Annotated in this window: 22 protein-coding genes; 16 read left to right on the forward strand and 6 right to left on the reverse strand. The window is 62.9% G+C overall.

The annotated features are described in order from the left end of the window. Window position 1 precedes the first annotated feature (1 nt). Window positions 2-913 (reverse strand): alpha/beta fold hydrolase, encoded by a 912-nt coding sequence (locus LDN70_RS00820; RefSeq protein ID WP_223941421.1) that lies wholly within the window; start codon window positions 911-913, stop codon window positions 2-4. A gap of 75 nt (window positions 914-988) precedes the next feature. Here LDN70_RS00820 and lysS point away from each other — a divergent pair, with 75 nt between their 5' ends. The 6 genes from lysS to LDN70_RS00850 all read left to right on the forward strand — a co-directional run bounded on the left by lysS (window position 989) and on the right by LDN70_RS00850 (window position 9611). Continuing rightward, a complete protein-coding gene (gene lysS, locus LDN70_RS00825; RefSeq protein WP_223941422.1) occupies window positions 989-2518 on the forward strand; it encodes a lysine--tRNA ligase in 1530 nt (509 codons plus the stop codon). Between the two features lie 2 nt (window positions 2519-2520). Further along, a complete protein-coding gene (locus LDN70_RS00830; RefSeq protein WP_223941423.1) occupies window positions 2521-2694 on the forward strand; it encodes a hypothetical protein in 174 nt (57 codons plus the stop codon). A 128-nt stretch (window positions 2695-2822) separates the two neighbouring features. Further along, entirely contained in the window at window positions 2823-3149 is a 327-nt protein-coding gene (locus LDN70_RS00835; RefSeq protein ID WP_014920382.1) for a histone-like nucleoid-structuring protein Lsr2, read from the forward strand. 363 nt (window positions 3150-3512) lie between these two features. Beyond that, entirely contained in the window at window positions 3513-6005 is a 2493-nt protein-coding gene (locus LDN70_RS00840) for an ATP-dependent Clp protease ATP-binding subunit (RefSeq protein WP_026541632.1), read from the forward strand. A 156-nt stretch (window positions 6006-6161) separates the two neighbouring features. Beyond that, window positions 6162-7379: a glycosyltransferase gene (locus tag LDN70_RS00845; protein WP_223941424.1), complete on the forward strand. Its 1218-nt coding sequence runs from the start codon at window positions 6162-6164 to the stop codon at window positions 7377-7379. A gap of 129 nt (window positions 7380-7508) precedes the next feature. Then, window positions 7509-9611, forward strand: coding sequence for a S9 family peptidase (locus tag LDN70_RS00850; protein WP_223941425.1), 2103 nt, complete (start codon window positions 7509-7511; stop codon window positions 9609-9611). Between the two features lie 51 nt (window positions 9612-9662). Here LDN70_RS00850 and LDN70_RS00855 read toward each other — a convergent pair whose 3' ends face one another. Next, window positions 9663-10529: a hypothetical protein gene (locus LDN70_RS00855; RefSeq protein WP_142937171.1), complete on the reverse strand. Its 867-nt coding sequence runs from the start codon at window positions 10527-10529 to the stop codon at window positions 9663-9665. A 147-nt stretch (window positions 10530-10676) separates the two neighbouring features. On the opposite strand from LDN70_RS00855, the gene LDN70_RS00860 reads away from it, so the two are divergent. From LDN70_RS00860 to LDN70_RS00895, 8 genes are all read left to right on the forward strand, one after another. Next, window positions 10677-11186, forward strand: coding sequence for an amino-acid N-acetyltransferase (locus tag LDN70_RS00860; RefSeq protein WP_223941426.1), 510 nt, complete (start codon window positions 10677-10679; stop codon window positions 11184-11186). A 169-nt stretch (window positions 11187-11355) separates the two neighbouring features. After that, a complete protein-coding gene (locus LDN70_RS00865) occupies window positions 11356-12804 on the forward strand; it encodes an FAD-binding oxidoreductase (RefSeq protein ID WP_223941427.1) in 1449 nt (482 codons plus the stop codon). A gap of 376 nt (window positions 12805-13180) precedes the next feature. Then, on the forward strand, window positions 13181-14182 hold the full coding sequence (gene dhaK / locus LDN70_RS00870; protein ID WP_142937167.1) for a dihydroxyacetone kinase subunit DhaK: 1002 nt from the start codon (window positions 13181-13183) through the stop codon (window positions 14180-14182). Between the two features lie 2 nt (window positions 14183-14184). Continuing rightward, complete coding sequence (gene dhaL, locus LDN70_RS00875; RefSeq protein ID WP_223941428.1) at window positions 14185-14847, forward strand: dihydroxyacetone kinase subunit DhaL; 663 nt, start codon at window positions 14185-14187, stop codon at window positions 14845-14847. After that, the gene (gene dhaM / locus LDN70_RS00880) at window positions 14844-15536 is read left to right on the forward strand and encodes a dihydroxyacetone kinase phosphoryl donor subunit DhaM (protein WP_223941429.1); all 693 of its coding nucleotides are present in this window, start codon (window positions 14844-14846) and stop codon (window positions 15534-15536) included. The genes dhaL and dhaM overlap by 4 nt, the downstream gene beginning before the upstream one ends. Before the next feature lie 90 nt (window positions 15537-15626). Continuing rightward, complete coding sequence (locus LDN70_RS00885; RefSeq protein ID WP_035760998.1) at window positions 15627-15803, forward strand: CsbD family protein; 177 nt, start codon at window positions 15627-15629, stop codon at window positions 15801-15803. 104 nt (window positions 15804-15907) lie between these two features. After that, window positions 15908-16168, forward strand: coding sequence for a DUF4235 domain-containing protein (locus LDN70_RS00890; RefSeq protein ID WP_142937164.1), 261 nt, complete (start codon window positions 15908-15910; stop codon window positions 16166-16168). Window positions 16169-16171: 3 nt separating this feature from the next. Next, window positions 16172-16531 (forward strand): VOC family protein, encoded by a 360-nt coding sequence (locus tag LDN70_RS00895; protein WP_166840969.1) that lies wholly within the window; start codon window positions 16172-16174, stop codon window positions 16529-16531. A gap of 29 nt (window positions 16532-16560) precedes the next feature. Here LDN70_RS00895 and LDN70_RS00900 read toward each other — a convergent pair whose 3' ends face one another. Continuing rightward, on the reverse strand, window positions 16561-17073 hold the full coding sequence (locus tag LDN70_RS00900) for a VOC family protein (RefSeq protein WP_142937162.1): 513 nt from the start codon (window positions 17071-17073) through the stop codon (window positions 16561-16563). A gap of 78 nt (window positions 17074-17151) precedes the next feature. Here LDN70_RS00900 and LDN70_RS00905 point away from each other — a divergent pair, with 78 nt between their 5' ends. Beyond that, window positions 17152-17964 (forward strand): AraC family transcriptional regulator, encoded by an 813-nt coding sequence (locus LDN70_RS00905; protein WP_166840971.1) that lies wholly within the window; start codon window positions 17152-17154, stop codon window positions 17962-17964. 139 nt (window positions 17965-18103) lie between these two features. Here the strand turns inward: LDN70_RS00905 and LDN70_RS00910 are convergent, their stop codons facing one another. Then, on the reverse strand, window positions 18104-18586 hold the full coding sequence (locus tag LDN70_RS00910; RefSeq protein WP_166840972.1) for a hypothetical protein: 483 nt from the start codon (window positions 18584-18586) through the stop codon (window positions 18104-18106). 123 nt (window positions 18587-18709) lie between these two features. Next, window positions 18710-19660, reverse strand: a complete 951-nt coding sequence (locus LDN70_RS00915) for an iron-sulfur binding domain-containing protein (protein WP_223941430.1) — start codon at window positions 19658-19660, stop codon at window positions 18710-18712. Between the two features lie 135 nt (window positions 19661-19795). Here LDN70_RS00915 and LDN70_RS00920 point away from each other — a divergent pair, with 135 nt between their 5' ends. Then, window positions 19796-20479 carry a hypothetical protein gene (locus LDN70_RS00920; RefSeq protein ID WP_223941431.1) on the forward strand — a complete coding sequence of 228 codons (684 nt, stop codon included), beginning with the start codon at window positions 19796-19798 and terminating at the stop codon, window positions 20477-20479. Between the two features lie 39 nt (window positions 20480-20518). On the opposite strand, the gene disA is transcribed toward LDN70_RS00920, so the two are convergent. Then, window positions 20519-21595, reverse strand: a complete 1077-nt coding sequence (gene disA, locus LDN70_RS00925; RefSeq protein WP_011772955.1) for a DNA integrity scanning diadenylate cyclase DisA — start codon at window positions 21593-21595, stop codon at window positions 20519-20521. Between the last annotated feature and the right edge of the window lie 40 nt (window positions 21596-21635).

Raw genomic sequence — 21635 nt, forward strand, 5'->3', positions numbered from 1 at the left:
CCTAGGGGGCGCTGTCGGTTTCGTCCTCCACGGGACTACCGGGACTACCCGACAGGAACCGGGCGATCCGCGACGCGAGCCGTTTCCCGGGCCGGAGCGGACCCTCATGGAACTGAAGCGGCACCACCGCGAAGGTGATGGCCGGCACGGCACCGGCCAGAATCCGGCCGGTCTCGGCGAAATACGACGGACTCCACCCGCCGCTGAGCATGAGAGTAGGGGTGGAGAGGTGCATGAAATCGTGAAGGTGGGCGTCCGCGTCCAGTACCGCGCGCATTTCCGTGACGGCGGTGGGTAGGAGGGAGCGCATCTCCAAACCCAGCCGGGTCCGGGCGGAGAGGACACTGAGCGCACGCAGCGCACCCATGGGCAGATAGGAAATCGGCCCCGCCGTTCCCAGTCCTTGCACCAGATGGGCCCAAGCGTGATCCAGCTGGCCGGAGGTTACAGCTTCCTCGAGCTCGGGCCGCCACCGGCTGCTGAGGTTGCCTGAGAGCGACACGGCGGCGTCGTACGTCACCAGCTTGTTGATTCTGGCTTGGCGCGCGGCCTGCAGTGCTACGAAACCGCCATAGCTGTGTGCCACCACATCCGTGGAGCCGGTGCGTTCCATGACGGTTTGAAGGTCCGCGATCTCGGTGCCCACAGAATAACCGGGCGGCTGTGGTGTGGAATGTCCCCTCCCGCGCCGGTTATAACTGTGCACCGGACGCCCCAGCATGACGCTCAGCGTCCGCGCGAACGGCCAGTACAGGGCGTCGGTCACCAAGGTGCCATGAACCAGTACGACGCCGGCTGGTTCAGCAGGTGCCTTCGAACCCGGAAGGGAAGCACCTGCAGAATCGGCAGGCCGAAAGGTGTGCACCTCAAGCTGCCCGCCGCCGTCGTTCGTTTCAACCGTCCACGTTTCCACAGCCTGAGTCTATGCGTTTCCCCGATCTGGGCCCCCGGAAGTAAAGGCCCGTAATCACCGGTAAACTTAAGGATTGTGACTTCCGCAAACACCCCCGCCCAGAACACCTCCGCAGAGCCCATCGATGCCAGCGAGCAAATGCGCATCCGTATGGAGAAGCGCGCCAAGCTGATGGAGCGCGGCACCGAGGCCTATCCGGTGGGTGTAGAACGGACCCATTCCCTCAGCGAGATCCGCGAGAAGTACGCACACCTGGAAGCCGATGAAACCACGAGAGACACCGTGGGCATCACCGGCCGCGTCGTCTTCGTCCGCAATACCGGCAAGCTGTGCTTCGCCACGCTCCAGGAGGGCGGGGTGGACGGCAAGGGGGTGCGCCTCCAGGCAATGCTGAGCCTGGCCAATGTCGGTGAGGAAGCGCTCGCTGACTGGAAGGCCCTTGTTGACCTTGGAGACCACGTCTTTATCAAGGGCGAGGTCATCTCTTCCCGCCGCGGCGAGCTGTCTGTCATGGCCGACTCCTGGTCCATGGCATCCAAGGCCTTGCGTCCGCTCCCGGTCCTGCACGCGGAACTGAATGAGGAAACCCGTGTTCGCCAGCGCTACGTTGACCTCATGGTCCGCGACGAAGCCCGCGAAATGGTCTACAAGCGTGCAGCCATCACCCGCTCGGTCCGCGACACCCTTGACCGCCACGGTTACGTGGAGGTGGAGACTCCCATCCTGCAGCTGGTCCACGGCGGAGCTACCGCACGTCCGTTCGAGACGCACATGAACGCTTTCGACCAGAAGATGACCTTGCGCATCGCCACTGAGCTCTTCCTCAAGCGCGCCGTTGTTGGCGGCATTGACCGCGTCTATGACATGGGCCGGGTCTTCCGCAACGAAGGCGTGGACTCCACGCACAGCCCCGAATTCACCACCCTCGAATGCTACGAAGCGTGGGCGGACCAGTTCGTCATGGCCGAGCGCATGAAGGAAATCATCCTGAACGTGGCCGACGTCGTGGGGACGCGCACCATCCAGACGGACGCCGGGGAAATTAACCTCGACGGCGAATGGGCGTGGATTTCGGTGTACCCGGGTATTTCCGAAGCTGTGGGGATTGAAATTACTCCGGACACCGCGGTAGATGAACTGCTGGCAATTGCTGCCAAGCATGAGGTCAAGGTGGACCCCAAATGGGACGCCGAGAAGATCGTTGTGGAACTGTTCGGTGAGATCGTGGAACCAACCCTGCTGAACCCCACATTTGTTTACGACTACCCGCCGTCCGCCCAGCCGCTGGCTCGCCCGCACCGTGAAGACGGCCGGCTCATTGAGGCCTGGGACCTGATTATTGGGGGCATGGAGCGGGGAACAGCGTTCTCCGAGCTCATTGATCCCGTGATCCAGCGTGAGCGCCTCACAGAGCAGTCCCGTCGCTCCGCTGCAGGCGACGAGGAAGCCATGCAGCTGGACGAGGACTTCCTGAGGGCCCTTGAATACGGTGCACCACCCATGGGTGGCATCGGGTTGGGTATTGACCGCCTGGTGATGCTGTTTACCGGTGCTGGTATCCGCGAAACCATCCTGTTCCCGTTGTTGAAGCCTGAAGGTCACTGATTATGGAGTACATCGCAGTCCTGGCGCCATCCATTGTGGTGGGATTGATCTTCTGGTTTGCCATGAGGTCGATCTTCAATGCGGACAAATCAGAACGTCAGGCGGAAGCCAAGGCGCAGGCCGAAGCGAATTTGAAAAACTCGGGACCTGCCTCCGAGGGGCCGGCAGCTAAATAGCTCAATTGGGTTCAGCTAACTGAAGAGAATCCAATTACGCTTTGACGTGCATGCTTGCCGTGAACGATAATCATCAAAGGAATCCGGGGAATTTCTGAATATCCAACCCTCCAAATGAGAGGCACCTCATGGCACAGAAAGTAAAAATCATCCTCGTCGATGACCTGGATGAAGGCGCCGCGGACGAAACTGTCCGTTTTGGCCTCGATGGCGTGAGCTACGAGATGGACCTGTCCACTGCCAACGCAGCCTCGCTGCGCAAGGCATTGGAGCCCTACGTCGCAAAGGCTAGGAAGACTTCTTCCGGCCGCGCAACCAGGGGCCGTGCAACAGCCGCACGTAACCAGGATTCCGCGCAAATCCGCCAGTGGGCCCGTGACAACGGCTACACCGTCAACAGCCGCGGTCGTATTCAGGCTGAAATTCAGGAAGCCTACCAAAAGGCCAATTCCTGATTAACCGCTGCAATGCCCCGGCAGTCTCTTGCCGGGGCATTGGCGTTTAAGGCGGAAGTTTGCGGGAGTCCCTCCCAAGCCTTGGAATATCCTGTGAATCCCCAGGAGTAGCAAGGTTCGAATACCGGCATGAATGGGGTTTCAACTAACTCGCGGCCAAGGGCGGCCGGAAATGCTTCCGGCCCGGCGCCACTGTGTGATGCCCGGCAAGGCGACAGGGTGACACCGGCGGCTAGCCGAGGTCAAGGGCTGGAGCCGGATTTATTCCGCAATCACGTCATGTTTCCCCTGTGGCGAACACGCCCCAAAAGTGCTTCTCAGACACGTAGCATCAAAGTACGTCGTAGCTAGGAGTGTGGCGAAATGTTTGAGAGATTTACGGACCGTGCCCGTCGCGTGGTCGTCCTTGCCCAAGAAGAGGCACGGATGCTCAACCACAATTACATCGGTACCGAGCACATCCTCTTGGGTCTGATCCACGAGGGTGAAGGCGTTGCTGCCAAGGCGCTCGAGTCCCTGAGCATTTCGCTCGATGGCGTTCGTGAGCAGGTGCAGGAGATCATCGGTCAGGGCCAGCAAGCCCCATCCGGTCACATCCCCTTCACCCCGCGCGCCAAGAAGGTGCTTGAGCTTTCCCTCCGCGAAGCACTGCAGCTCGGCCACAACTACATCGGTACTGAGCACATCCTGCTCGGCCTCATTCGCGAAGGCGAAGGCGTGGCCGCCCAGGTGCTGGTGAAGCTTGGGGCGGACCTGAACCGGGTCCGTCAGCAGGTTATCCAGTTGCTCTCCGGCTACCAGGGCAAGGAGACCGCTGGCAGCGGCTCGGGCCAGGGCCAGCCGGAAGGTACTCCTGCCGGTTCGGTGGTGCTTGACCAGTTCGGACGCAACCTCACCCAGGCTGCCCGCGAGAACAAGCTCGATCCCGTGATCGGCCGCGAGCAGGAGATGGAACGCGTCATGCAGGTCCTCTCCCGCCGTACCAAGAACAACCCCGTCCTGATCGGTGAGCCCGGCGTCGGTAAGACTGCCGTCGTCGAAGGCCTCGCCCAGGCGATCGTCCGCGGCGATGTCCCGGAGACCATCAAGGACAAGCAGCTGTACACGCTTGACCTCGGTTCCCTGGTTGCCGGTTCCCGCTACCGCGGTGACTTCGAAGAGCGCCTGAAGAAGGTTCTCAAGGAAATCCGCACCCGCGGCGACATCATCCTCTTCATCGACGAGATCCACACGCTCGTTGGTGCAGGTGCTGCCGAGGGCGCCATCGATGCTGCATCCATCCTCAAGCCGATGCTTGCCCGTGGTGAACTCCAGACCATCGGTGCCACCACCCTTGACGAGTACCGCAAGCACATTGAGAAGGACGCTGCGCTTGAGCGTCGTTTCCAGCCCATCCAGGTCAAGGAACCCTCTGTTGCGCACGCGATCGAGATCCTCAAGGGCCTCCGGGACCGTTACGAGGCACACCACCGCGTAACGATCACCGACGGCGCCCTCGCCTCGGCGGCACAGCTGGCCGAACGTTACATCTCGGACCGCTTCCTTCCGGACAAGGCGATCGACCTCATCGATGAAGCCGGCGCACGCCTGCGCATCCGCCGCATGACCGCTCCGCCGGAGCTCAAGGCCATGGACGAGCGCATTGCTGACGTCAAGATGGAGAAGGAATCGGCAATCGACGCCCAGGACTTCGAGGGTGCTGCCTCGCTGCGCGACAAGGAGCAGAAGCTCATTGCCGAACGCGCAGAGAAGGAACGCACGTGGAAGTCCGGCGGCATGGACGACATCTCCGAGGTTGACGAGGATCTGATCGCGGAAGTTCTTGCGAACTCCACGGGCATTCCGGTCTTCAAGCTCACCGAGGAAGAGTCCTCGCGCCTGCTCAAGATGGAAGACGAACTGCACAAGCGCGTTGTGGGCCAGGACGAGGCCATCAAGGCTCTGTCCCAGGCCATCCGCCGCACCCGTGCAGGCCTGAAGGACCCCAAGCGTCCTGGCGGCTCGTTCATCTTCGCCGGGCCCACCGGCGTCGGCAAGACCGAACTTGCCAAGGCACTTGCCGAGTTCCTGTTCGGTGAAGAGGACGCCCTCATCACGCTGGACATGTCCGAGTACTCCGAGAAGCACACGGTTTCGCGTCTCTTCGGTGCACCTCCGGGCTATGTCGGCTACGAAGAAGGCGGCCAGCTGACCGAGAAGGTCCGCCGGCGTCCGTTCTCCGTGGTCCTGTTCGACGAAGTGGAAAAGGCCCACGCGGACCTCTTCAACTCTCTCTTGCAGATTCTGGAAGACGGCCGACTGACCGACTCCCAGGGCCGCGTGGTGGACTTCAAGAACACGGTGATCATCATGACCACCAACCTTGGTACCCGCGATATCTCCAAGAGCGTGGCCACTGGCTTCCAGTCCGGTACGGACACCCAGACCGGCTACAACCGGATGCGGGCCCGCGTGACGGAGGAGCTCAAGCAGCACTTCCGCCCCGAGTTCCTCAACCGTGTTGACGACGTCGTGGTGTTCCCGCAGCTGACGCAGGACGAGATCATCGAGATCGTGGACCTGTTCGTGACCCGCTTGGAGCGTCGCCTCAAGGACAAGGACATGGGCATCGAGCTCACGCCCGCCGCCAAGGTTCTGCTGGCCACGCGTGGTTACGATCCCGCCATGGGCGCCCGGCCTCTGCGCCGGACCATCCAGCGCGAGATCGAGGACCAGCTGTCCGAGAAGATCCTGTTCGGCGAACTCCACTCCGGCGACATTGTTGTGGTGGACGTTGACGGCGAAGGTGACGACGCCAAGTTCACATTCGAAGGCAACGCCAAGCCGCGAATCCCGGAGATCGCTCCGACCGCGTAAGCGCAATAGCAACTAAGCCCCGCCTGCTCCACACAAGGGAGCGGGCGGGGCTTTTGCGTTGGAGCGTGCCGAGTTTTTGTACAGGTAATGCCCATAAGGTGGCTCCATAAGGGCGTTACATGTACAAAAACTCCGAAGAAGGAAAGCGGGGACAACTTGCGGGTACTCATGGTCAGTCCAGGTACGCGGGGCGATGTTGCACCTATTGCCGGGCTAGGGGGCCGCTTGCAGGGGCTGGGTTACGAGGTTGCCGTCGCGGCCAACCCTGCCTATGCGCCTCTGGTGGTTGAGTCGGGTTGCGAGTTCAGGCCGCTCCCCGGAGATCTTGAGGCACTGATCAGGCAACCAGCGCCCGGCGCCAAGGCGTCATCCGGAAGTGTGCTCACCTTCTGGGGGAAGCTCGCTGAATATATGGACGACGCCGCCACCGGTACCTTGGCTGCGGCTGAGGCCGGCGCCGACGTGATCCTGGCTAATTCAGTGGCGCCCTATGCGTACGACATCGCCGAAGCCATGGGCATTCCGGCCATCGGCGCACATTTGCAGCCCACGGAGCCGAGCGCGGCATATCCGCCGGTTCTCATGAATTCTGCCCGGAGCCTTGGCGCTCTGGGAAACAAGATCATCGGTGAGCGCGCAGCTGCGGGTCCAGCTCCCTATGACGCGCCCAGTGCACGCTTGCGCAAGGAGTTGGGGCTCGGCAAGCAGAGTCGCGCGGCCGGTGAGCGCCGTCGTCGAAAAGCGCACGCCACTATTCTTCACGGCATCAGTCCTTCAGTTCTGCCAAGGCCTGCAGATTGGCACTCGGGCTTGGTGATGGCTGGATACTGGTGGCCGGCCGTGAAGGCGGACTGGCAGCCTTCGGCGGAACTCGTGGCTTTCCTTGCCGCAGGCCCACCGCCCGTTTTTGTCGGTTTTGGAAGCAGCGCCCACATCGATCCCGCCTTCATCCTCGAGGCCACCCGCCGTGCCGGAGTGCGGGCTGTTGTACAGGGAGCGGACGGAGCCCTGGGTGACGATGCGATTGGCATTGGGGGCGTTCCGCATGAGTGGCTGTTCCCGCGGATGGCGGCAGTGGTTCATCACGCCGGGGCGGGAACCACTGCGGCCGGCTTTCGTGCGGGAGTGCCTGCCATTGGCGTCCCGGTCTACACGGACCAGCCGCTGTGGGCGGCCCGCGTTGCATCACTCGGAGTGGGTCCCCAGCCGATGCCCTATAAGAAGCTGACTCCGGAGCGCCTTGGTGACGCGATCGCACAAGCTGTCAGCACGCCGTCGTACGCGCACCGCGCCGCGAAAGTGGCGGCGGCCATCGCAGCGGAGGACGGAACCGCGCCCGTGCTCCAAGCCCTGGAAGACCTCCCAAGTAAGTAGCAGCAGAGCGCGTTTTGAGCGTTCAAAACGCGCTCTGCTGCGACTCAGTTGGGTGAATATGTGAAAGTACTGTTTCACTGTGAGTGAACCACTCTGTGATCTGGTGCACAATCCGTGTTGAATCGGACCATGGACTCTGCTGACACTCATGCACGGGCCGAGCAGCCCGAAACCCCGTTCCACGACATTGACCACTACCTCGCCATCCCCCGGGTCGGTGGCCTCACCCTCAGTCCGGACGGCAAGCGACTGGTCACCACCGTGACCACGCTGAACGGCAAAGGAACCGAGTTCGCCACTGCGCTCTGGGAGCTGGACCCCAGCGGCCGGAAACACGCGCGCCGCATCACCCGCAGCTCAAAAGGCGAATCCGGTGCCGTCTTCGCTGCCAACGGCGACCTGTACTTCACCTCGGCCCGTCCCGATCCGGAAAGCCCCGACGCGGACCCCGTGAATGCACTGTGGCTGCTGCCCGCGGACGGGGGAGAGGCCCGCGTGGTCCACTCACGTTCGGGTGGCATTGGCTCGGTCATGGCCGCCCGGGACGCCCATGCCACCTTCGTCAACGCTGAGGTCCTGGCTGGATCCGCGGACGAGGAGAACGACGAGGAACGACGCAAAGCCCGCAAGGACAACAAGGTCTCGGCCATTCTGCACAGCGGCTACCCGGTCCGCTACTGGGATGCCGACCTCGGTCCGGCCGAGCCGCGGATCTTCGCTGTGGAGCAGGGCGAAGAAGAAGCCCCCGGCAAGCCGTCCACCGTGGATGCGTCAACGCCGCTGCGCCTCCGGAACCTGACACCCGGCGTCGGCGGATCGCTGCGCGAAGCCAAGACAGTGGTGAGCCCGGACGGCAAGACCATCTACACCAGCATGACCAAAGCGCTCGCGAAGGCTGACAGCCGCGAGGTGCTTGCCGCCGTCGACGTCGCGACCGGGACCGTCAAGGTCCTGCTGGACCACCCGGGAATGAGCTACTTCCCCGGTCCGGTGAGCCCGGACAACCGGACATTGGTGGTGCAGAGCGAGAGCGACACAACACCCGCGCAGGCTCCCCAAGTGAAACTCCACATGCTCAACGTCGCCGGCGGCGAGACCACCGACTTGGAGCCGCTCGCGCACCAATGGGACCGCTGGGCCAACCCCGTCGCCTGGCTCCCCGACGGCAGCGCCGTGCTGGTAACAGCGGACGACGACGGCGCGTCGCCGGTTTTCCGGATCAGCGTCGCGGATGGAGCAGTCACTCGGGTGACGGAAGACGCCTCCGCCTATTCCGACGTCGTGGTTTCTCCGGACGGAACCACGGCGTATGCGCTCCGAAGCTCGTACGAGTTCCCCGCCGAGGCTGTACGGATTAATCTCTCCACCGGTGAGGTGGTCCGGTTGCAGGCGCCGGCGGAGCGGCCTGTTTTCAAGGGCAAGTTGGAACGTGTGGAAACGACTGCCGAAGATGGCTCCCGTATTCCTGCATACCTGGCGGTCCCTGAGGGCGCGTCCAGGGACAACCCGGCACCGCTCCTGCTGTGGATCCACGGCGGGCCATTGGGTTCGTGGAATGCCTGGACGTGGCGCTGGAACCCGTGGCTGCTTGTAGCCAAGGGCTATGCCGTCCTCCTTCCCGACCCCGCCCTGTCCACCGGCTACGGCCAGGAGTTCATCCAGCGCGGGTGGGGCGAATGGGGAAAGAAGCCCTTCACGGACCTCATGGCCATTACGGACGCCGTGGCTGCCCGGCCGGACGTTGACGAATCGCGGACAGCAGCAATGGGCGGGTCCTTCGGCGGCTACATGGCCAACTGGGTTGCCGGGCAAACCGACCGCTTCAAGGCAATCGTCACCCACGCCAGCCTGTGGGCACTGGACCAATTCGGCCCCACCACCGACGCCGCCCAGTACTGGCTCAAGGAAATGACCGTGGAAATGGCGATGGAAAACTCGCCGCACCGGAACGTGGGCAATATCAAAACTCCCATGCTGGTCATCCACGGTGACAAGGATTATCGAGTTCCCATCGGCGAAGGCCTCCGCCTCTGGTACGAGCTACTGTCCTCATCCCAGCTGCCGGCCGATGAGAACGGCCAAAGCCCGCACCGCTTCCTGTACTTCCCCGACGAGAACCACTGGATCCTGCAGCCTCAGCACGCGAAGGTTTGGTACGGAGTGGTTGAGAGCTTCCTGGCCAAGCAGGTGCTGGGCGAGGACGTTCCTTTGCCGGTGGAGCTGGGAGTGTAGATCCGGTGACGCGGGAACCCTCATTGGCCGCCGCTACCGTTTGTCTTGGTGTTATCGGGACAGGATTCTGCGCAGGTCCCCGTTGAAATCGCCGCCGTAGACAAACCGGGCAAGCCATGCGATCGGCCCGATCGCTTGTGCCTGAGCGATGACATGCGAGGGTGTCCCTTGTTGCTCCAGCTGCTTCAGTTGTGCCTTCCATGCCGCTGATACCGAGCCGCTGGCTCCTCGGTCCCAATGTTCAACCGACGTTGCCGCAAGGTGTTCAGCCGCCGACCGTAAGTTTCGCATAGCCTCTTTGCGAGCTGCGGGACTGAGGTCCCGCTGGAGTTCCAGCAATCGTTTGCGGTTCAGGCGCCAAGCGAGGAGGGCCAGGAGTGCAAGTGTCAGCGTCATCTTGATGAGCCACGGTGCGACCTGCCCGGTATCAAATCCTCGATCATCGGCGACGCCCGTGGCAGCCCTGAAGGTCACGAGGCCGACGACGAAAAGTCCCACAATCAGTGTGCACACGGTTCCGTATCGTGCTGCCGGCCTTGCGGGCACCGGGAGGAAGAGTGCAACTGCCAGGAGCACGATTCCGATCACCGCGGCAGGGGAGGCTACCGAAGCTGCCTGCTCCGCGGTGATATAGGTGCTCTTGCGATCTGAAGGACCGAACATCACGGCTGCTGTCAGTGCGGCCGACAAGCCGGCGCTGAGGAGGAAGCCCCACAATGCCTGCCACAGGATTCGCTTTCGTCCCCTCGTAATGTCGGGGGCTTTTGCTAATGCACCACGACGCTCGTGCAGCCTATGCAACTCGCGGTACAGCCGCTGCCGAACCCTGTCATTTACGGCAATGGCCTTCGCTGCCGCTTCCGAGACGGCGACAACATCGCTGAGGGTGCCCTCCAGAGTGAGAACGGCCTTCTTCATCTCAATACCTTTCCAGTTGGGTGGCACCACTTGAGACTAGTTCCTCCCTGGCGTCCTGTCCGACGACCGGACTCCGGATCATCCGTTCGCGAACCATGTGGTGCTGTGTGCGCGGCCGGGACCTGTTTGCCTCGTTAGGATGGGGGAGTGAATTCGACCTTCAGCCTCCGCCCTGCCCGCACCAGCGACGTGGCGGCGATCAAGAGGCTTGTGGCCCCCTTGGCCGAGGAGCGGATCCTCATGGCCAAGGAGACTGTGGCGTACTACGAGAGCCTCCAGGAATTTCGGATTGCTGAATCCGACGATGGCGAAGTGATCGGCTGCGGGGCCCTGCACGTCATGTGGGAAGACTTGGCGGAAATCCGCACCCTTGCCGCAGCCGACTCCTGGCGCGGGCGCGGAGTGGGTCACGTCCTTGTGGAGAACCTTCTGGAAGAGGCGCGAGCCCTGGGCGTGAGCCGCGTGTTCTGCCTGACGTTCGAGGTGGACTTCTTCAAGCGTCACGGATTCGAAGTCATGGCTGACCAGTCCGTGGTTGATCCGCAGGTGTACTCGGAGCTGCTGCGCTCGCATGACGAAGGCGTTGCCGAGTTCCTTGACCTTGCCCGCGTAAAGCCCAACACCCTGGGCAACACGCGCATGATCAAGCAGCTCTAACACCCGCCGCAGCACTCTTGCGGTTTAATTTCCGCCACCAAGGCCAAGTGGCTCAGGCCTGCCCGATTATGCGTGATTTATTTTCCCTTCTCTTATATCCACTTGATGGATAAACTGATGGTGGCTTGCTGGGGAAGCTTCCACCACATCGGTCAATTGAGAGAAGATCATGCAGTCCCACGCGTCCTTTTCAGATGTTTCAGAACTCCAACTCAGCGTGCACGGCCCCGTGTTCACGCCTGCCGATCCGGGGTTCGCTCCCGAAGTAGCGGCTTTCAACCTCTCTACACAGCACCAACCTGATCTTGCCTTCGGCGCCCTCGATGCTGAGGACGTTTCCGCGGCTGTTCGCTGGGCGGCTGAGCGCGGTATGCCCGTCTCCGTCCAGTCCACCGGTCACGGCGCCACCAATGCCATTGAGGGCGGCCTGCTCATCAGCACCCGCCGGATGCTGGAGCTGAGCATTGACCCCATCGAGAAAACTGCCCGCGTTGGTGCGGGCGTCCGTTGGAAGGCCGTGGTGGATCTCGCCGCGACCTTCGGTTTGATGGGCCTCTGCGGTTCCACTACCGACGTTGGGGTGGTGGGCTACACCCTGGGCGGCGGCCTGCCCATCCTGGGCCGCAAATATGGTTTCGCCTCAGATCACGTCATTGCCTTTGAACTCGTCACCGCCGACGGCACGCAGCGCCGGGTGACCAAAGACGAGAACCCGGAGTTGTTCTACCTTCTCCGTGGCGGCAAAGGAAACCTTGGCATCGTCACGGCCATGGAATTCCATCTCTTCCCGGCGGACGATCTTTACGCCGGCGGGTTGTACTTCGACGGCGGACATGCGCCTGAGGTCCTGCGGGCATTCCGGGAGTGGGTGCCTTCGCTGCCGGTGGAGGCATCAGCGTCCATGGCGTTCCTGCGCCTCCCGGAGATGGAAATGATTCCGGAGCCACTGCGTGGAAAGTTCGTCATCCATCTCCGCTACGCCTATCAAGGTGATCCGGCAACCGCCTCGGAAGTCCTGGAGCCAATGCGCACTTGCGCACCCTTTATGATGGACGCCACCGGGCCTTTGAGCCCCACCCAATTCGACACCATTCACCAGGACCCGGACCAGCCGGTGCCTGTGCGGGAGCATGGCTTCCTGCTGGATCGTCTGGACGAACAAACCGAAGATGCCCTGTTGCGGCACTTTGGTCCCGGGGTGGACAGTCCTGTGTTGTTGGCGGAACTGCGGCTCCTGGGCGGCGCCCTGGCAAAGAGTGCGGACGGAGAAGACATTGTGGGTGGCCGTGACGCAGCGTTCAGCTTCTTTATGGGAGCCATTGCTGTCCCGCCGGTCCTGGACATCCTGCCAACAGTCTTTAACTCGGTTCATGAAGACCTTCGTCCGGCTGCCAATGCGGGGACGTTCGTGAATCTGCACGGCCACTTTGTGGATGCTGAGGACAGGGAAAGGCCGTGGCTGCCCGGTGCACGCGAACGGCTCAGGAAGGCGAAAGCGGAGCTGGATCCGAAGAATATGTTCAGCTTCGGTCACGTTGTAGGGCTTCCGGTCATCGATCAGACGGTGCTGCTGCAGGACGTTGTCTCTACCGGCGGCGACGCCGTCCTGAATAGCTAAGGGGGATGCGAACAATGGACCCCAGGGTCACGTTCCCCGATTTCTCCGCATTCCAGATCGATATGCCTTACGGATCATGGCCCCACGAAACCTCTTTGCAGGACGCGGGCCACTCGAACCCTGATCTGTACTCCGCCTTCTGGCCCGAGTATCAGGCCGGAAGTAAACCCGAGGCGGTGACAACCCAAGCGGCCGAGGATTAGCGGACCGAAAAGCAGCATCACCGGAAGGGATAGTCATTGGGGGCTGTCCCTTCCGGTCATTAAGAGGGTGGTCCTAGCGTTATTTATGCACAACCGGCGCTTCAGGCCTACCGTGCCAACAGCCCCCGGTAGTAGGGTCAGAGCACCAGCCACAGCACGCCCAGGAGCATCACATGAAAAAGCTCATTAATGATCCACGCGCCGTGGTGGACGAGTCCGTTGAAGGTTTCGGCATGGCCCATGCCGACATCGTGGACGTCCATCCCGACCCCAAATACGTCGTCCGGAAAGGCGCTCCCGTAGCGGGCAAAGTAGCCCTTGTCTCCGGTGGCGGCAGTGGCCACGAGCCCCTGCACGCGGGCTTCGTAGGCCTCGGCATGTTGGACGCCGCGGTCCCCGGCGCAGTTTTCACCTCGCCCACACCGGACCAAATCATCCCGGCAACCGTCGCCGTGGACTCAGGCGCCGGCGTCGTCCATATTGTGAAGAACTACACCGGCGATGTCCTGAATTTCGAAACGGCCGCCGAAATGGCGCAGGCTGAAGGCGTGCGCGTTCGTTCAGTGTTGGTCAACGACGACGTCGCGGTGGAAGACTCGCTGTACACGGCTGGCAGGCGCGGGGTTGGTGGAACGGTCCTGGTGGAGAAGATCGCCGGTGCATCCGCCCAGCGAGGCGACGACCTTGACGCTGTCACCGCCATCGCTGAGCGCGTAGTGGCCAATGTGCGGACCATGGGTGTTGCCCTGTCCGGCTGCACGGTTCCGCACGCCGGTACGCCGAGTTTTGAACTCGCGGAGAATGAGATTGAGATCGGCATCGGCATTCATGGCGAACCTGGACGGCACAAGATTGCGATGGAAAGTGCTGACGCCATCACGGACCGCCTCCTGGAGCCTGTGCTGGAGGACCTGGCCCTCGCGTCAGGCGAGAAGGTCCTGCTCTTCGTCAATGGCATGGGCGGCACCCCGCAGAGCGAGTTGTACATCGTGTACCGACGCGCTGCCCAAGTTCTGGCCGAGCGCGGCGCCACCGTGGAGCGCTCGCTGGTGGGGAACTACGTGACCTCCCTGGAGATGCAAGGGTGCTCAGTGTCCGTGCTGCGCCTCGATGACGAGCTGACCAGGCTGTGGGACGCGCCCGTCCACACTGCAGCCCTGCGGTGGGGAGCCTGAGCATGGGTTTGGACGTTCAGTGGGCGCTGGAATGGTTGAAACTCTCCGCTAAAGCCATGGACGAACATCGGGTTGAGCTCATTGAGCTGGACCGGGCGATCGGCGACTCTGATCACGGCGAGAACATGGACCGGGGATTCCAAGCTGTGCTGCAGAAGCTCGACGAGACCTCGCCCGAGACTCCCGGAGCGGCGTTGAAGGCTGCAGCGATGGCGCTCATGTCCAAGGTGGGCGGAGCTGCCGGACCGCTTTACGGCACGGCGTATCTGCGGGCAGCAACCTCCCTGGGGGACGCGAACGACATTGAAGCGGAGGCGTTAGCCGCTGCCCTCGTGGCCGCCCGTGATGGCGTGGTGGCCCGGGGCAAAGCCGAGCTCGGCGACAAGACAATGATCGACGCCTGGACGCCGGCGGTTGAAGCTGCCCAAAAGGCGGCCGCGAGCGGTGCAGGCGTGCTGGCGGTTCTGGAAGCGGCTGCGGACGCTGCCGAAACCGGGGCCGTGGCCACCGATCCTTTGGTGGCACGCAAGGGGCGGGCCAGCTACCTGGGGGAGCGCAGTGCAGGCCATCGCGACCCCGGCGCCGCTTCCACCGCGCTGCTCCTCCGCGCGGCCGCAGCAGCTGCCGCCGGTTCCACTGGCGATACAGGAACCGACGCCGTATGACCGTGGGGATTGTGGTGGTGTCGCACAGCAGCAAGATTGCTGAGGGTGCGGTGGAACTCGCCGCGCAGATGGCACCCGACGTCGAACTCGCCGCCGCCGGGGGAACTGACGACGATCGAATCGGAACCAGCCTGGAGAAGGTGCTGGCCGCCGTCGAGCAGTCCCTGGTTGATTCCGGGGGCGACGGCGTGGTGGTGCTGACCGATCTTGGTTCTGCTGTGATGACAGCCGAGTCGGCGGTGGAGTTCGCCAGCGATCCCGAAGCCGTCCTCATCGCCGATGCGCCGCTGGTTGAGGGGCTCGTTGCTGCGGCCGTCGCCGCTCAGGGAGGTGCCGGCGTCGAGGATGTCCGCAAAGCAGCCGAAGCTGTGGCGTTCGGCAACACGCCCGCAGGTGATGCGGGCCCGGAGGCCCCTGATGTCAAGCATGAGCCGGATGCAAGCGGTGAATTCGAGCTCATCAACCCCTTGGGAATGCATGCCAGGCCGGCGGCCAAAATCGCCGGCGGGCTGTCCGGGCTGGATGTGGAGGTGACGGTCAACGGCGTTGATGGCATGTCCATCATGGCGCTCATGGCACTGGCCGCCGGCAAGGGTTCCACCCTGCGCGTTGAAGCGAGCGGCAAGGACGCCTCGAAGGCCGTGGAGTACGTGGGGCGGCTTGTGGAGGAAGGGTTTGGAGAACTCTAGGTTCTGACAATTTTCTCCGAAATATTGCTAAGTACACTGATTAGTGATGTTGTAGAGGTACAGGTTCACTACAAGGAAGAGGTACGAAACGTGGGTGCTGACGACAAGATGGAGAACGCTGGCGAGAAGCTGGGCGGCAAGGCTAAGGAAGCTGCCGGAAAGCTGACGGACAACGAGCGTCTGGAAGCCGAAGGCAAGGGCGACCAGACGAAAGCCGACCTCAAAGGTGCCGGCGAGAAGCTGAAAGATGCCTTCAAGAAGGATTAAGAATCCAGGCAGGGCCGCTGCAATTGCAGCGGCCCTGCCTTGTTTCTGAGGCGGTTGTTGTGTGAGACGTCGCTTGGCGGCGCCCTATCTTATGGAGGATCTTGGTGAACATACTGGTAAAAGTGTTTGGCCTGGCAATTGGCCTTGGAGCCGGCACGCTCGCAAACAAAACGCTCGAAGGCCTCTGGGAGAAGAAGACCGGCAAACCTGCCCCCAAAGACAGCACGGACCTCAACGATTCACTACCGGGCGTGCTTGTGTTCGCCGTTGTTTCCGCAGGCGTGGGCGCAATAGTTCACGTTCTCACCCAGCGCGGCACCAAGAGCGCCATTGCCCGCATGAAGAAAACTGCTGACGAGGTTTAACACATGGCTATAGCTAAATACCCGAGTGTGGTTATCGATTGTCCTGATGCCGGCGCCTTGGCCGCCTTTTATGGCGAGCTCTTCGGCTGGGAAGTGGAGGACAAAGGTGACTGGTTTGATATCCGACCCAGCGATGGCAGCAACTGCATCTCCTTCCAACAAGTGGAGGTGTACCAGGCGCCCAAATGGCCCGGCCAGACCATCCCGCAGCAAATGCACCTGGACATGATCGTGGAGGACTTGGACAAGGGCGAGGAAGTTGCCCTTTCCCTAGGCGCCAGCAAATCCGACCACCAGCCAGGCGAAACGTTCAGGGTACTCCTTGATCCGGCCGGGCACCCTTTCTGCCTCTGCCTCACATGAGGCATTCACGAAAGCCGGGCCTCCAAGGCTCAGCCCTGCTGCGCGGCCCATTCATCAACGCGGCGGTTGCTCTCCTCCTCGGAGATGTCCTCAACCCGCGTCATGATGGACCAGCGCACGCCGAACGGATCGCGGATGCTCGCGTAACGGTCACCTGAGACGAACGTGGACAGCGGCTCGCGGATAGTTGCCCCAGCATGTTCGGCCTTCTTGACCAGTCCGTCCGCGTCCTGGCAATACAGGCCGAGGGAGTAGCAATCGTCCTCGCCGCTTGGCGCCGGCACCAGATGGTATTCCGGGTTGGGCTCGCCGAGTTGAAGGTGGCCGTTGCCGAAGTCGAGTTCGGCGTGGACAACCACCCCTCCCATCTCGGTCTCGCCCACAACCCTGGCCCCGAACACATCACGGTAGAACGCAATGGCTTCCTTGGCGTTGGGCACCGAGAGGAACGGCGTCAGGCTTGTCAGGCCGATCGGGATGCCATGTGTGGTGTGCTCGCCGTGGGCTGCTGTGATGGACTCTGTGCTTGTAGTATCTGTCATGGTTATGACGCTACGGGCACCTTGCCCTGTTGCGCTTGGAGATTTGCGACAGCTTTGATCCTCAGTGGAGAGGCTCCAATGGAAGGTTCGTTCAAGGGCATCCTGTATCCGGCGCGACTGCCCACCTTCCATCGCATCCCGGCTCCGGCTTCTGTGTCCCATTTGGTGCAGTGGTTCTGGATTCCGGAGTGGGACATCGAACCCGGCCGGTCATCACGGCAACATGTGATCGCCTACCCCACATCCAACCTGGTGGTGCAAGGCGATGCGGTGGAGTTCTCCGGGCCAACCACCCGCGCCGCCTACCGCGACCTGACAGGCCAGGGCTGGGCCGTGGGCGCACTACTCCGGCCCGCAGCAGTGCCGCTTTTCACCGACAACCCCGCCGCTCTCCGCGATCAGGAAGTGGTGCTGGACTTCGCCCACCTTCAGAAGGCAGTGTCGGCAGCCATGACGGCCACTTCAGGTGGCAACACGCACGACGGCGGCGCTCGCCGAGAGCGGGCAGTGGAAGCCTTTGTTGCGTGGCTGGTTTCGCGGGAGTGCGTTGCTGACGAAGAAGCCCTGCTCGCGAACCGGATGATGGATGTGATCGCATCCGAGCCCGATGTGTTCTTGATTGAGGATGTGGCGTCCCGTCTTGCCGTATCACCCAGAACCCTGCAAAGAATCGCTGCAAAGTACGTCGGGTTGAGCCCTTCCGCCCTCATACGGCGCCGCAGATTGCAGGATGCCGCAGAGCGTGCCCGGTCCAACCCAACAGCGGACCTTGCGGCGATCGCCGTCGAACTTGGCTACGCAGATCATGCGCACCTAACGAACGACTTCCGTAAGTACCTGGGTTTCACGCCAAGTGGTTACCGGAAGGCTGTTGGGGGACCACCGGGCTAGTCTTCGCCCGATCCCGGCTCGCTCATGGTGACTAGGAGCCGGTTCACGTGGCAGCTGCAGGCGCTGCACACGTTGCGGGAAGGACGAAGACGACTCCGGCGGTTCGAGGCTCATCATCGACGCAGGTGCATAGCCAGCACTACCGCTGCCGCAAACCTGCTCCGTCCAGCGTCAGGCCAGCCGAAATGACCCGCCCACACTGCTCGCCGTAGGGGTACTCACCTCGGGGAGTGAAGGTCAGGGTACGCGTCGGCAACGCGACACCGGCCGGGGAAAAGCCAGTCACGGTTGCCTCAAGAGGACTTTCGGACAGTGCGGGGAGCTCCATAAACCCGTGAAGCGTCCCGTCAGGCGAGGATGTCGCGGAGCACACGCCATCCGGGGTGCAGCCCTGGTCCACGGAGGTGGCCCCGGGGTTCAGCATCAGTTCCTTTTCAGTGCAGATGCCATCCTGGCATGCCTTCAATCGAAGCGAAGCGACGTCCGGGGCATAGTCCGCCGCCACGGTCAGGGATACGCCGGCCACGTGTCCGATCGCCGGGCAGCCCACTGGTTCGGCCAAGCAACCGGGAAGCAATGCTGCGGTCCCGGCAAGGGTCAACGCCAATCCGATTCTGCCCATGCTTCAGGGTAGTGCTGCACTTAGTGGGTGTCGCGGGAATGCCGCCGCAGCAGCGCAAAAGGCGCCTGCATTGTTATTGATCCTGGAAGCCTGTTGCCCAACCGATACCGCACCCGGCCAAAGCTACGCCGGAAGCCGCAAACCGCCGTCGTGCATTTCAGCCAGACCGTCCAATAACAGGCCCTCAAGGGCGCGCTCGAGTTGCTCGGGCGCGGAGTTGAGCCGGTGCAGTGCGGCGAGCGGGATTCCGACGCCGGACGGCGCGAACCCGAGATCCGCCGGTGCTTGCTGGAACATTTCGCGGGGCACCGGGGTGGCCGCCTCGCGGAGGACGGCCATCACGGCACCGCGCACCTGGCGGTCCGTGCCGTGCCAGGACTGCCCCTTTGGAGTGTACGACGGCGGCGGCTCGCCGGCGGCGAGCCAGGCGCAACTGGAACGGACCGGGCATTCACCGCATTTGGGACTGCGGGCGGTGCACACCATGGCGCCGAGTTCCATGACCGAAGCGTTCCAGCGCACGGACAACTCCTGGTCCTCGGGCATGAGGGCCTCGGCCAGCCGCATCTCCGCTGCGGTCAAGGCCGGCGCCGGGAGCGCGCTGCCGGAGATGAGCCGCGCCTGGACGCGCCGGATGTTGGTGTCCACCACTGTTTCGCGCCGGCCGAACGCAAAAGCCGCGACGGCGGCCGCCGTGTAGTTGCCTACACCCGGCAAGTCCAGGAGCTCGTCAAAAGTGTCAGGAACCTTGCCGCCGTGCTGATCACGGATTGCGACGGCGGCCGCGTGCAGCCGCAGAGCCCGGCGTGGATAACCGAGCCGCCCCCAATGGCGGACGGCTGCGCCCGACGGTTCGTCGGCAAGGTGGGCGGGTGTGGGCCAGCGTTCCATCCAGTCGAGCCAGACCGGCAGCACGCGGACAACGGGTGTTTGCTGAAGCATCACTTCGCTAACCAGGATGCCCCACGCGCTGCAATCCGGCTCGCGCCACGGGAGGTCGCGGGCCGTCTCAGCGAACCACTGATCAAGGGCTTGGTGGAGGCCTGCCAGCTGGCCTGAATCGGGAAGTGTCATGCTGCCATCCACTGTAGTGGAATCCGGAGGCATGGCCGTCCGGGAGTGGCCATGGCCGACGTCACACAGGCCGGCATGAGGCTCGTTCGGCGTGGAGGTTAGGTCCCCATGCGGCTGCGAGCCTAGCCTAGAACCATGGCCAACAAGGGTAAGCAGACGCCGACCGCGCGCACATCAGCGGCGGCGAAGGGCGCTTCCCCCAGCGCAAAGCGACGGCCGAGCCCCGCCGTGTACCGGCGCCGTCGGCAAGTGTTTTTCGGCGCCCTGCTGCTGGTTATCGTAGTGGTGATCGGCGGCGTCGTGGCCCTCACCGGCGCGCTTTCCGGGAATCCGGAGCCGCAGGCCGTCAGCACGTCCCAGGCATCAACGGCGCCGACGCCGGGAAGTACACCGACGGGCACAGCGGCGGCATCGCCGTCGCCCACACCCGTATGCGACTTGAACTTGATGACTGTCGCCGCCAAGACCGATAAGCCCGCTTACGGTCCGGAGGAAAAGCCGCTGCTGACCATGACCATCACCAATGGCGGCACGGCCCCGTGCGAGGTCAACGTGGGCACCTCCCAAATGGAGTACCTGCTGATGAGCGGCTCGGACCGGATCTTCTCCTCCAAGGACTGCCAGACGGGCGGCGAGGATCTCATCAAGACCATCCAGCCCGGCAAGAGCGAGACGGCGAACTTCCCGTGGCAGCGCAACCGGACGCTGGAAGGCTGTGCCAGCATCGCGGCCACGCCGGGCGCGGGCGGCGCCTACTACACGTTCGAAGCCCGCCTGGGGAACAAGGCGAGCCCCAAGGTCGCCTTCCAGCTGAACTAGTTTTCGTCCGAAAATAGGGCCCGACGGCGGCAGTCGCCTTTAAAGGAAACGGTCCAGCAGGCTCGCTTCGGCCATGCGGCTCAAGCCTTCGCGGACTGTGCGGGCTCGCTGATCGCCGATTCCGTCCACGGTCATGAGGTCGTCAATGGTGGCAGCCATGAGGTTCTGAAGTCCGCCGAAGTAGTCCACCAAACGGTCGGCCACTGCCTTAGGAACGGACTTGAGGCCGGACAGGAGACGGTACCCGCGCGGCTGAACCACGGCGTCCAGCTGCTCCACTCCGCCGGCGAAGCCAATGATGTGGGCAATGCGGCTGAGGTCGATAAGCTCCGTGGGGCCAAGGTTGAGGAGAGCCTGGACGGCTTCCTCGATCTGCTCAGGAGTGGCGTCGGGATCGGAGTAGTCGCGGATGATGACTTCGCTCCCCGGGCCGCGGCCTACGGTGAGTTCTTCCACCTGGAGGGAGAGCAGGCGGCCGTCTTCGCCGAGTTCCAGCACGTACTGGGCGATTTCCTCGGAGATACGGCGGACCATTTCCTGGCGCTGCAGGGTGACTGCAACGTCCCTGACCGTGACCAGTGCTTCGATCTCCAGGGCCGAAAGTGAGCTGGTGACCTGGTCCAGCCTGGCGCTGTACCGCTCCAAGGTTGCCAGGGCCTGGTTGGCGCGGGCGAGGACCTTTTCGGAGCCTTCCAGGACGTGGCGCAAACCGTTCACGTAGAGGGCGATGATTTGCATGGATTGGCTGACGGAAATAACGGGAACGCCGGTCTGGATGGCTACACGTTCTGCGGTGCGGTGCCTGGTGCCTGATTCCTGGGTTTCGATGCTGGAATCGGGAACCAGTTGGACGGCGGCCCGGACAATGTTGCTGGCATCCTTGTCACAGATGATGGCGCCGTCCATCTTGGCCAGTTCGCGCAGACGTGTTGGGGAGAAATCGATGCCGATGTCGAATCCGCCGGAACAGATGGAGTCGATGGTGCGGTCGTAGCCCAGCACGATCAACGCACCAGTCCGTCCACGAAGAATGCGTTCAAGGCCGTCACGCAGCGGAGTTCCGGGTGCGACTCTGGCAAGGGTCGCCTTGAGCGACTCTTCCGGGCTCCGGGCCATAGGGTTTCCCTTCGAAGGTGCAAGCCATGGCTCACAGACA

It is taken from the genome of Arthrobacter sp. StoSoilB22 (assembly GCF_019977315.1).
Classification (GTDB): Bacteria; Actinomycetota; Actinomycetes; order Actinomycetales; family Micrococcaceae; genus Arthrobacter.

What these genes read in the sequence shown, in the direction of transcription:
- LDN70_RS00905 (WP_166840971.1), top strand. Translation starts at nt 17,152, where the DNA reads ATGGAAGGTTCGTTCAAGGGCATCCTGTATCCGGCGCGACTGCCCACC.
- LDN70_RS00895 (WP_166840969.1), top strand. Translation starts at nt 16,172, where the DNA reads ATGGCTATAGCTAAATACCCGAGTGTGGTTATCGATTGTCCTGATGCC.
- LDN70_RS00900 (WP_142937162.1), bottom strand. Translation starts at nt 17,073, where the DNA reads ATGACAGATACTACAAGCACAGAGTCCATCACAGCAGCCCACGGCGAG.
- dhaK (WP_142937167.1), top strand. Translation starts at nt 13,181, where the DNA reads ATGAAAAAGCTCATTAATGATCCACGCGCCGTGGTGGACGAGTCCGTT.
- dhaL (WP_223941428.1), top strand. Translation starts at nt 14,185, where the DNA reads ATGGGTTTGGACGTTCAGTGGGCGCTGGAATGGTTGAAACTCTCCGCT.
- LDN70_RS00840 (WP_026541632.1), top strand. Translation starts at nt 3,513, where the DNA reads ATGTTTGAGAGATTTACGGACCGTGCCCGTCGCGTGGTCGTCCTTGCC.
- LDN70_RS00865 (WP_223941427.1), top strand. Translation starts at nt 11,356, where the DNA reads ATGCAGTCCCACGCGTCCTTTTCAGATGTTTCAGAACTCCAACTCAGC.
- LDN70_RS00830 (WP_223941423.1), top strand. Translation starts at nt 2,521, where the DNA reads ATGGAGTACATCGCAGTCCTGGCGCCATCCATTGTGGTGGGATTGATC.
- disA (WP_011772955.1), bottom strand. Translation starts at nt 21,595, where the DNA reads ATGGCCCGGAGCCCGGAAGAGTCGCTCAAGGCGACCCTTGCCAGAGTC.
- LDN70_RS00850 (WP_223941425.1), top strand. Translation starts at nt 7,509, where the DNA reads ATGGACTCTGCTGACACTCATGCACGGGCCGAGCAGCCCGAAACCCCG.
- LDN70_RS00910 (WP_166840972.1), bottom strand. Translation starts at nt 18,586, where the DNA reads ATGGGCAGAATCGGATTGGCGTTGACCCTTGCCGGGACCGCAGCATTG.
- LDN70_RS00920 (WP_223941431.1), top strand. Translation starts at nt 19,796, where the DNA reads ATGGCCAACAAGGGTAAGCAGACGCCGACCGCGCGCACATCAGCGGCG.
- LDN70_RS00855 (WP_142937171.1), bottom strand. Translation starts at nt 10,529, where the DNA reads ATGAAGAAGGCCGTTCTCACTCTGGAGGGCACCCTCAGCGATGTTGTC.
- LDN70_RS00835 (WP_014920382.1), top strand. Translation starts at nt 2,823, where the DNA reads ATGGCACAGAAAGTAAAAATCATCCTCGTCGATGACCTGGATGAAGGC.
- LDN70_RS00915 (WP_223941430.1), bottom strand. Translation starts at nt 19,660, where the DNA reads ATGACACTTCCCGATTCAGGCCAGCTGGCAGGCCTCCACCAAGCCCTT.
- dhaM (WP_223941429.1), top strand. Translation starts at nt 14,844, where the DNA reads ATGACCGTGGGGATTGTGGTGGTGTCGCACAGCAGCAAGATTGCTGAG.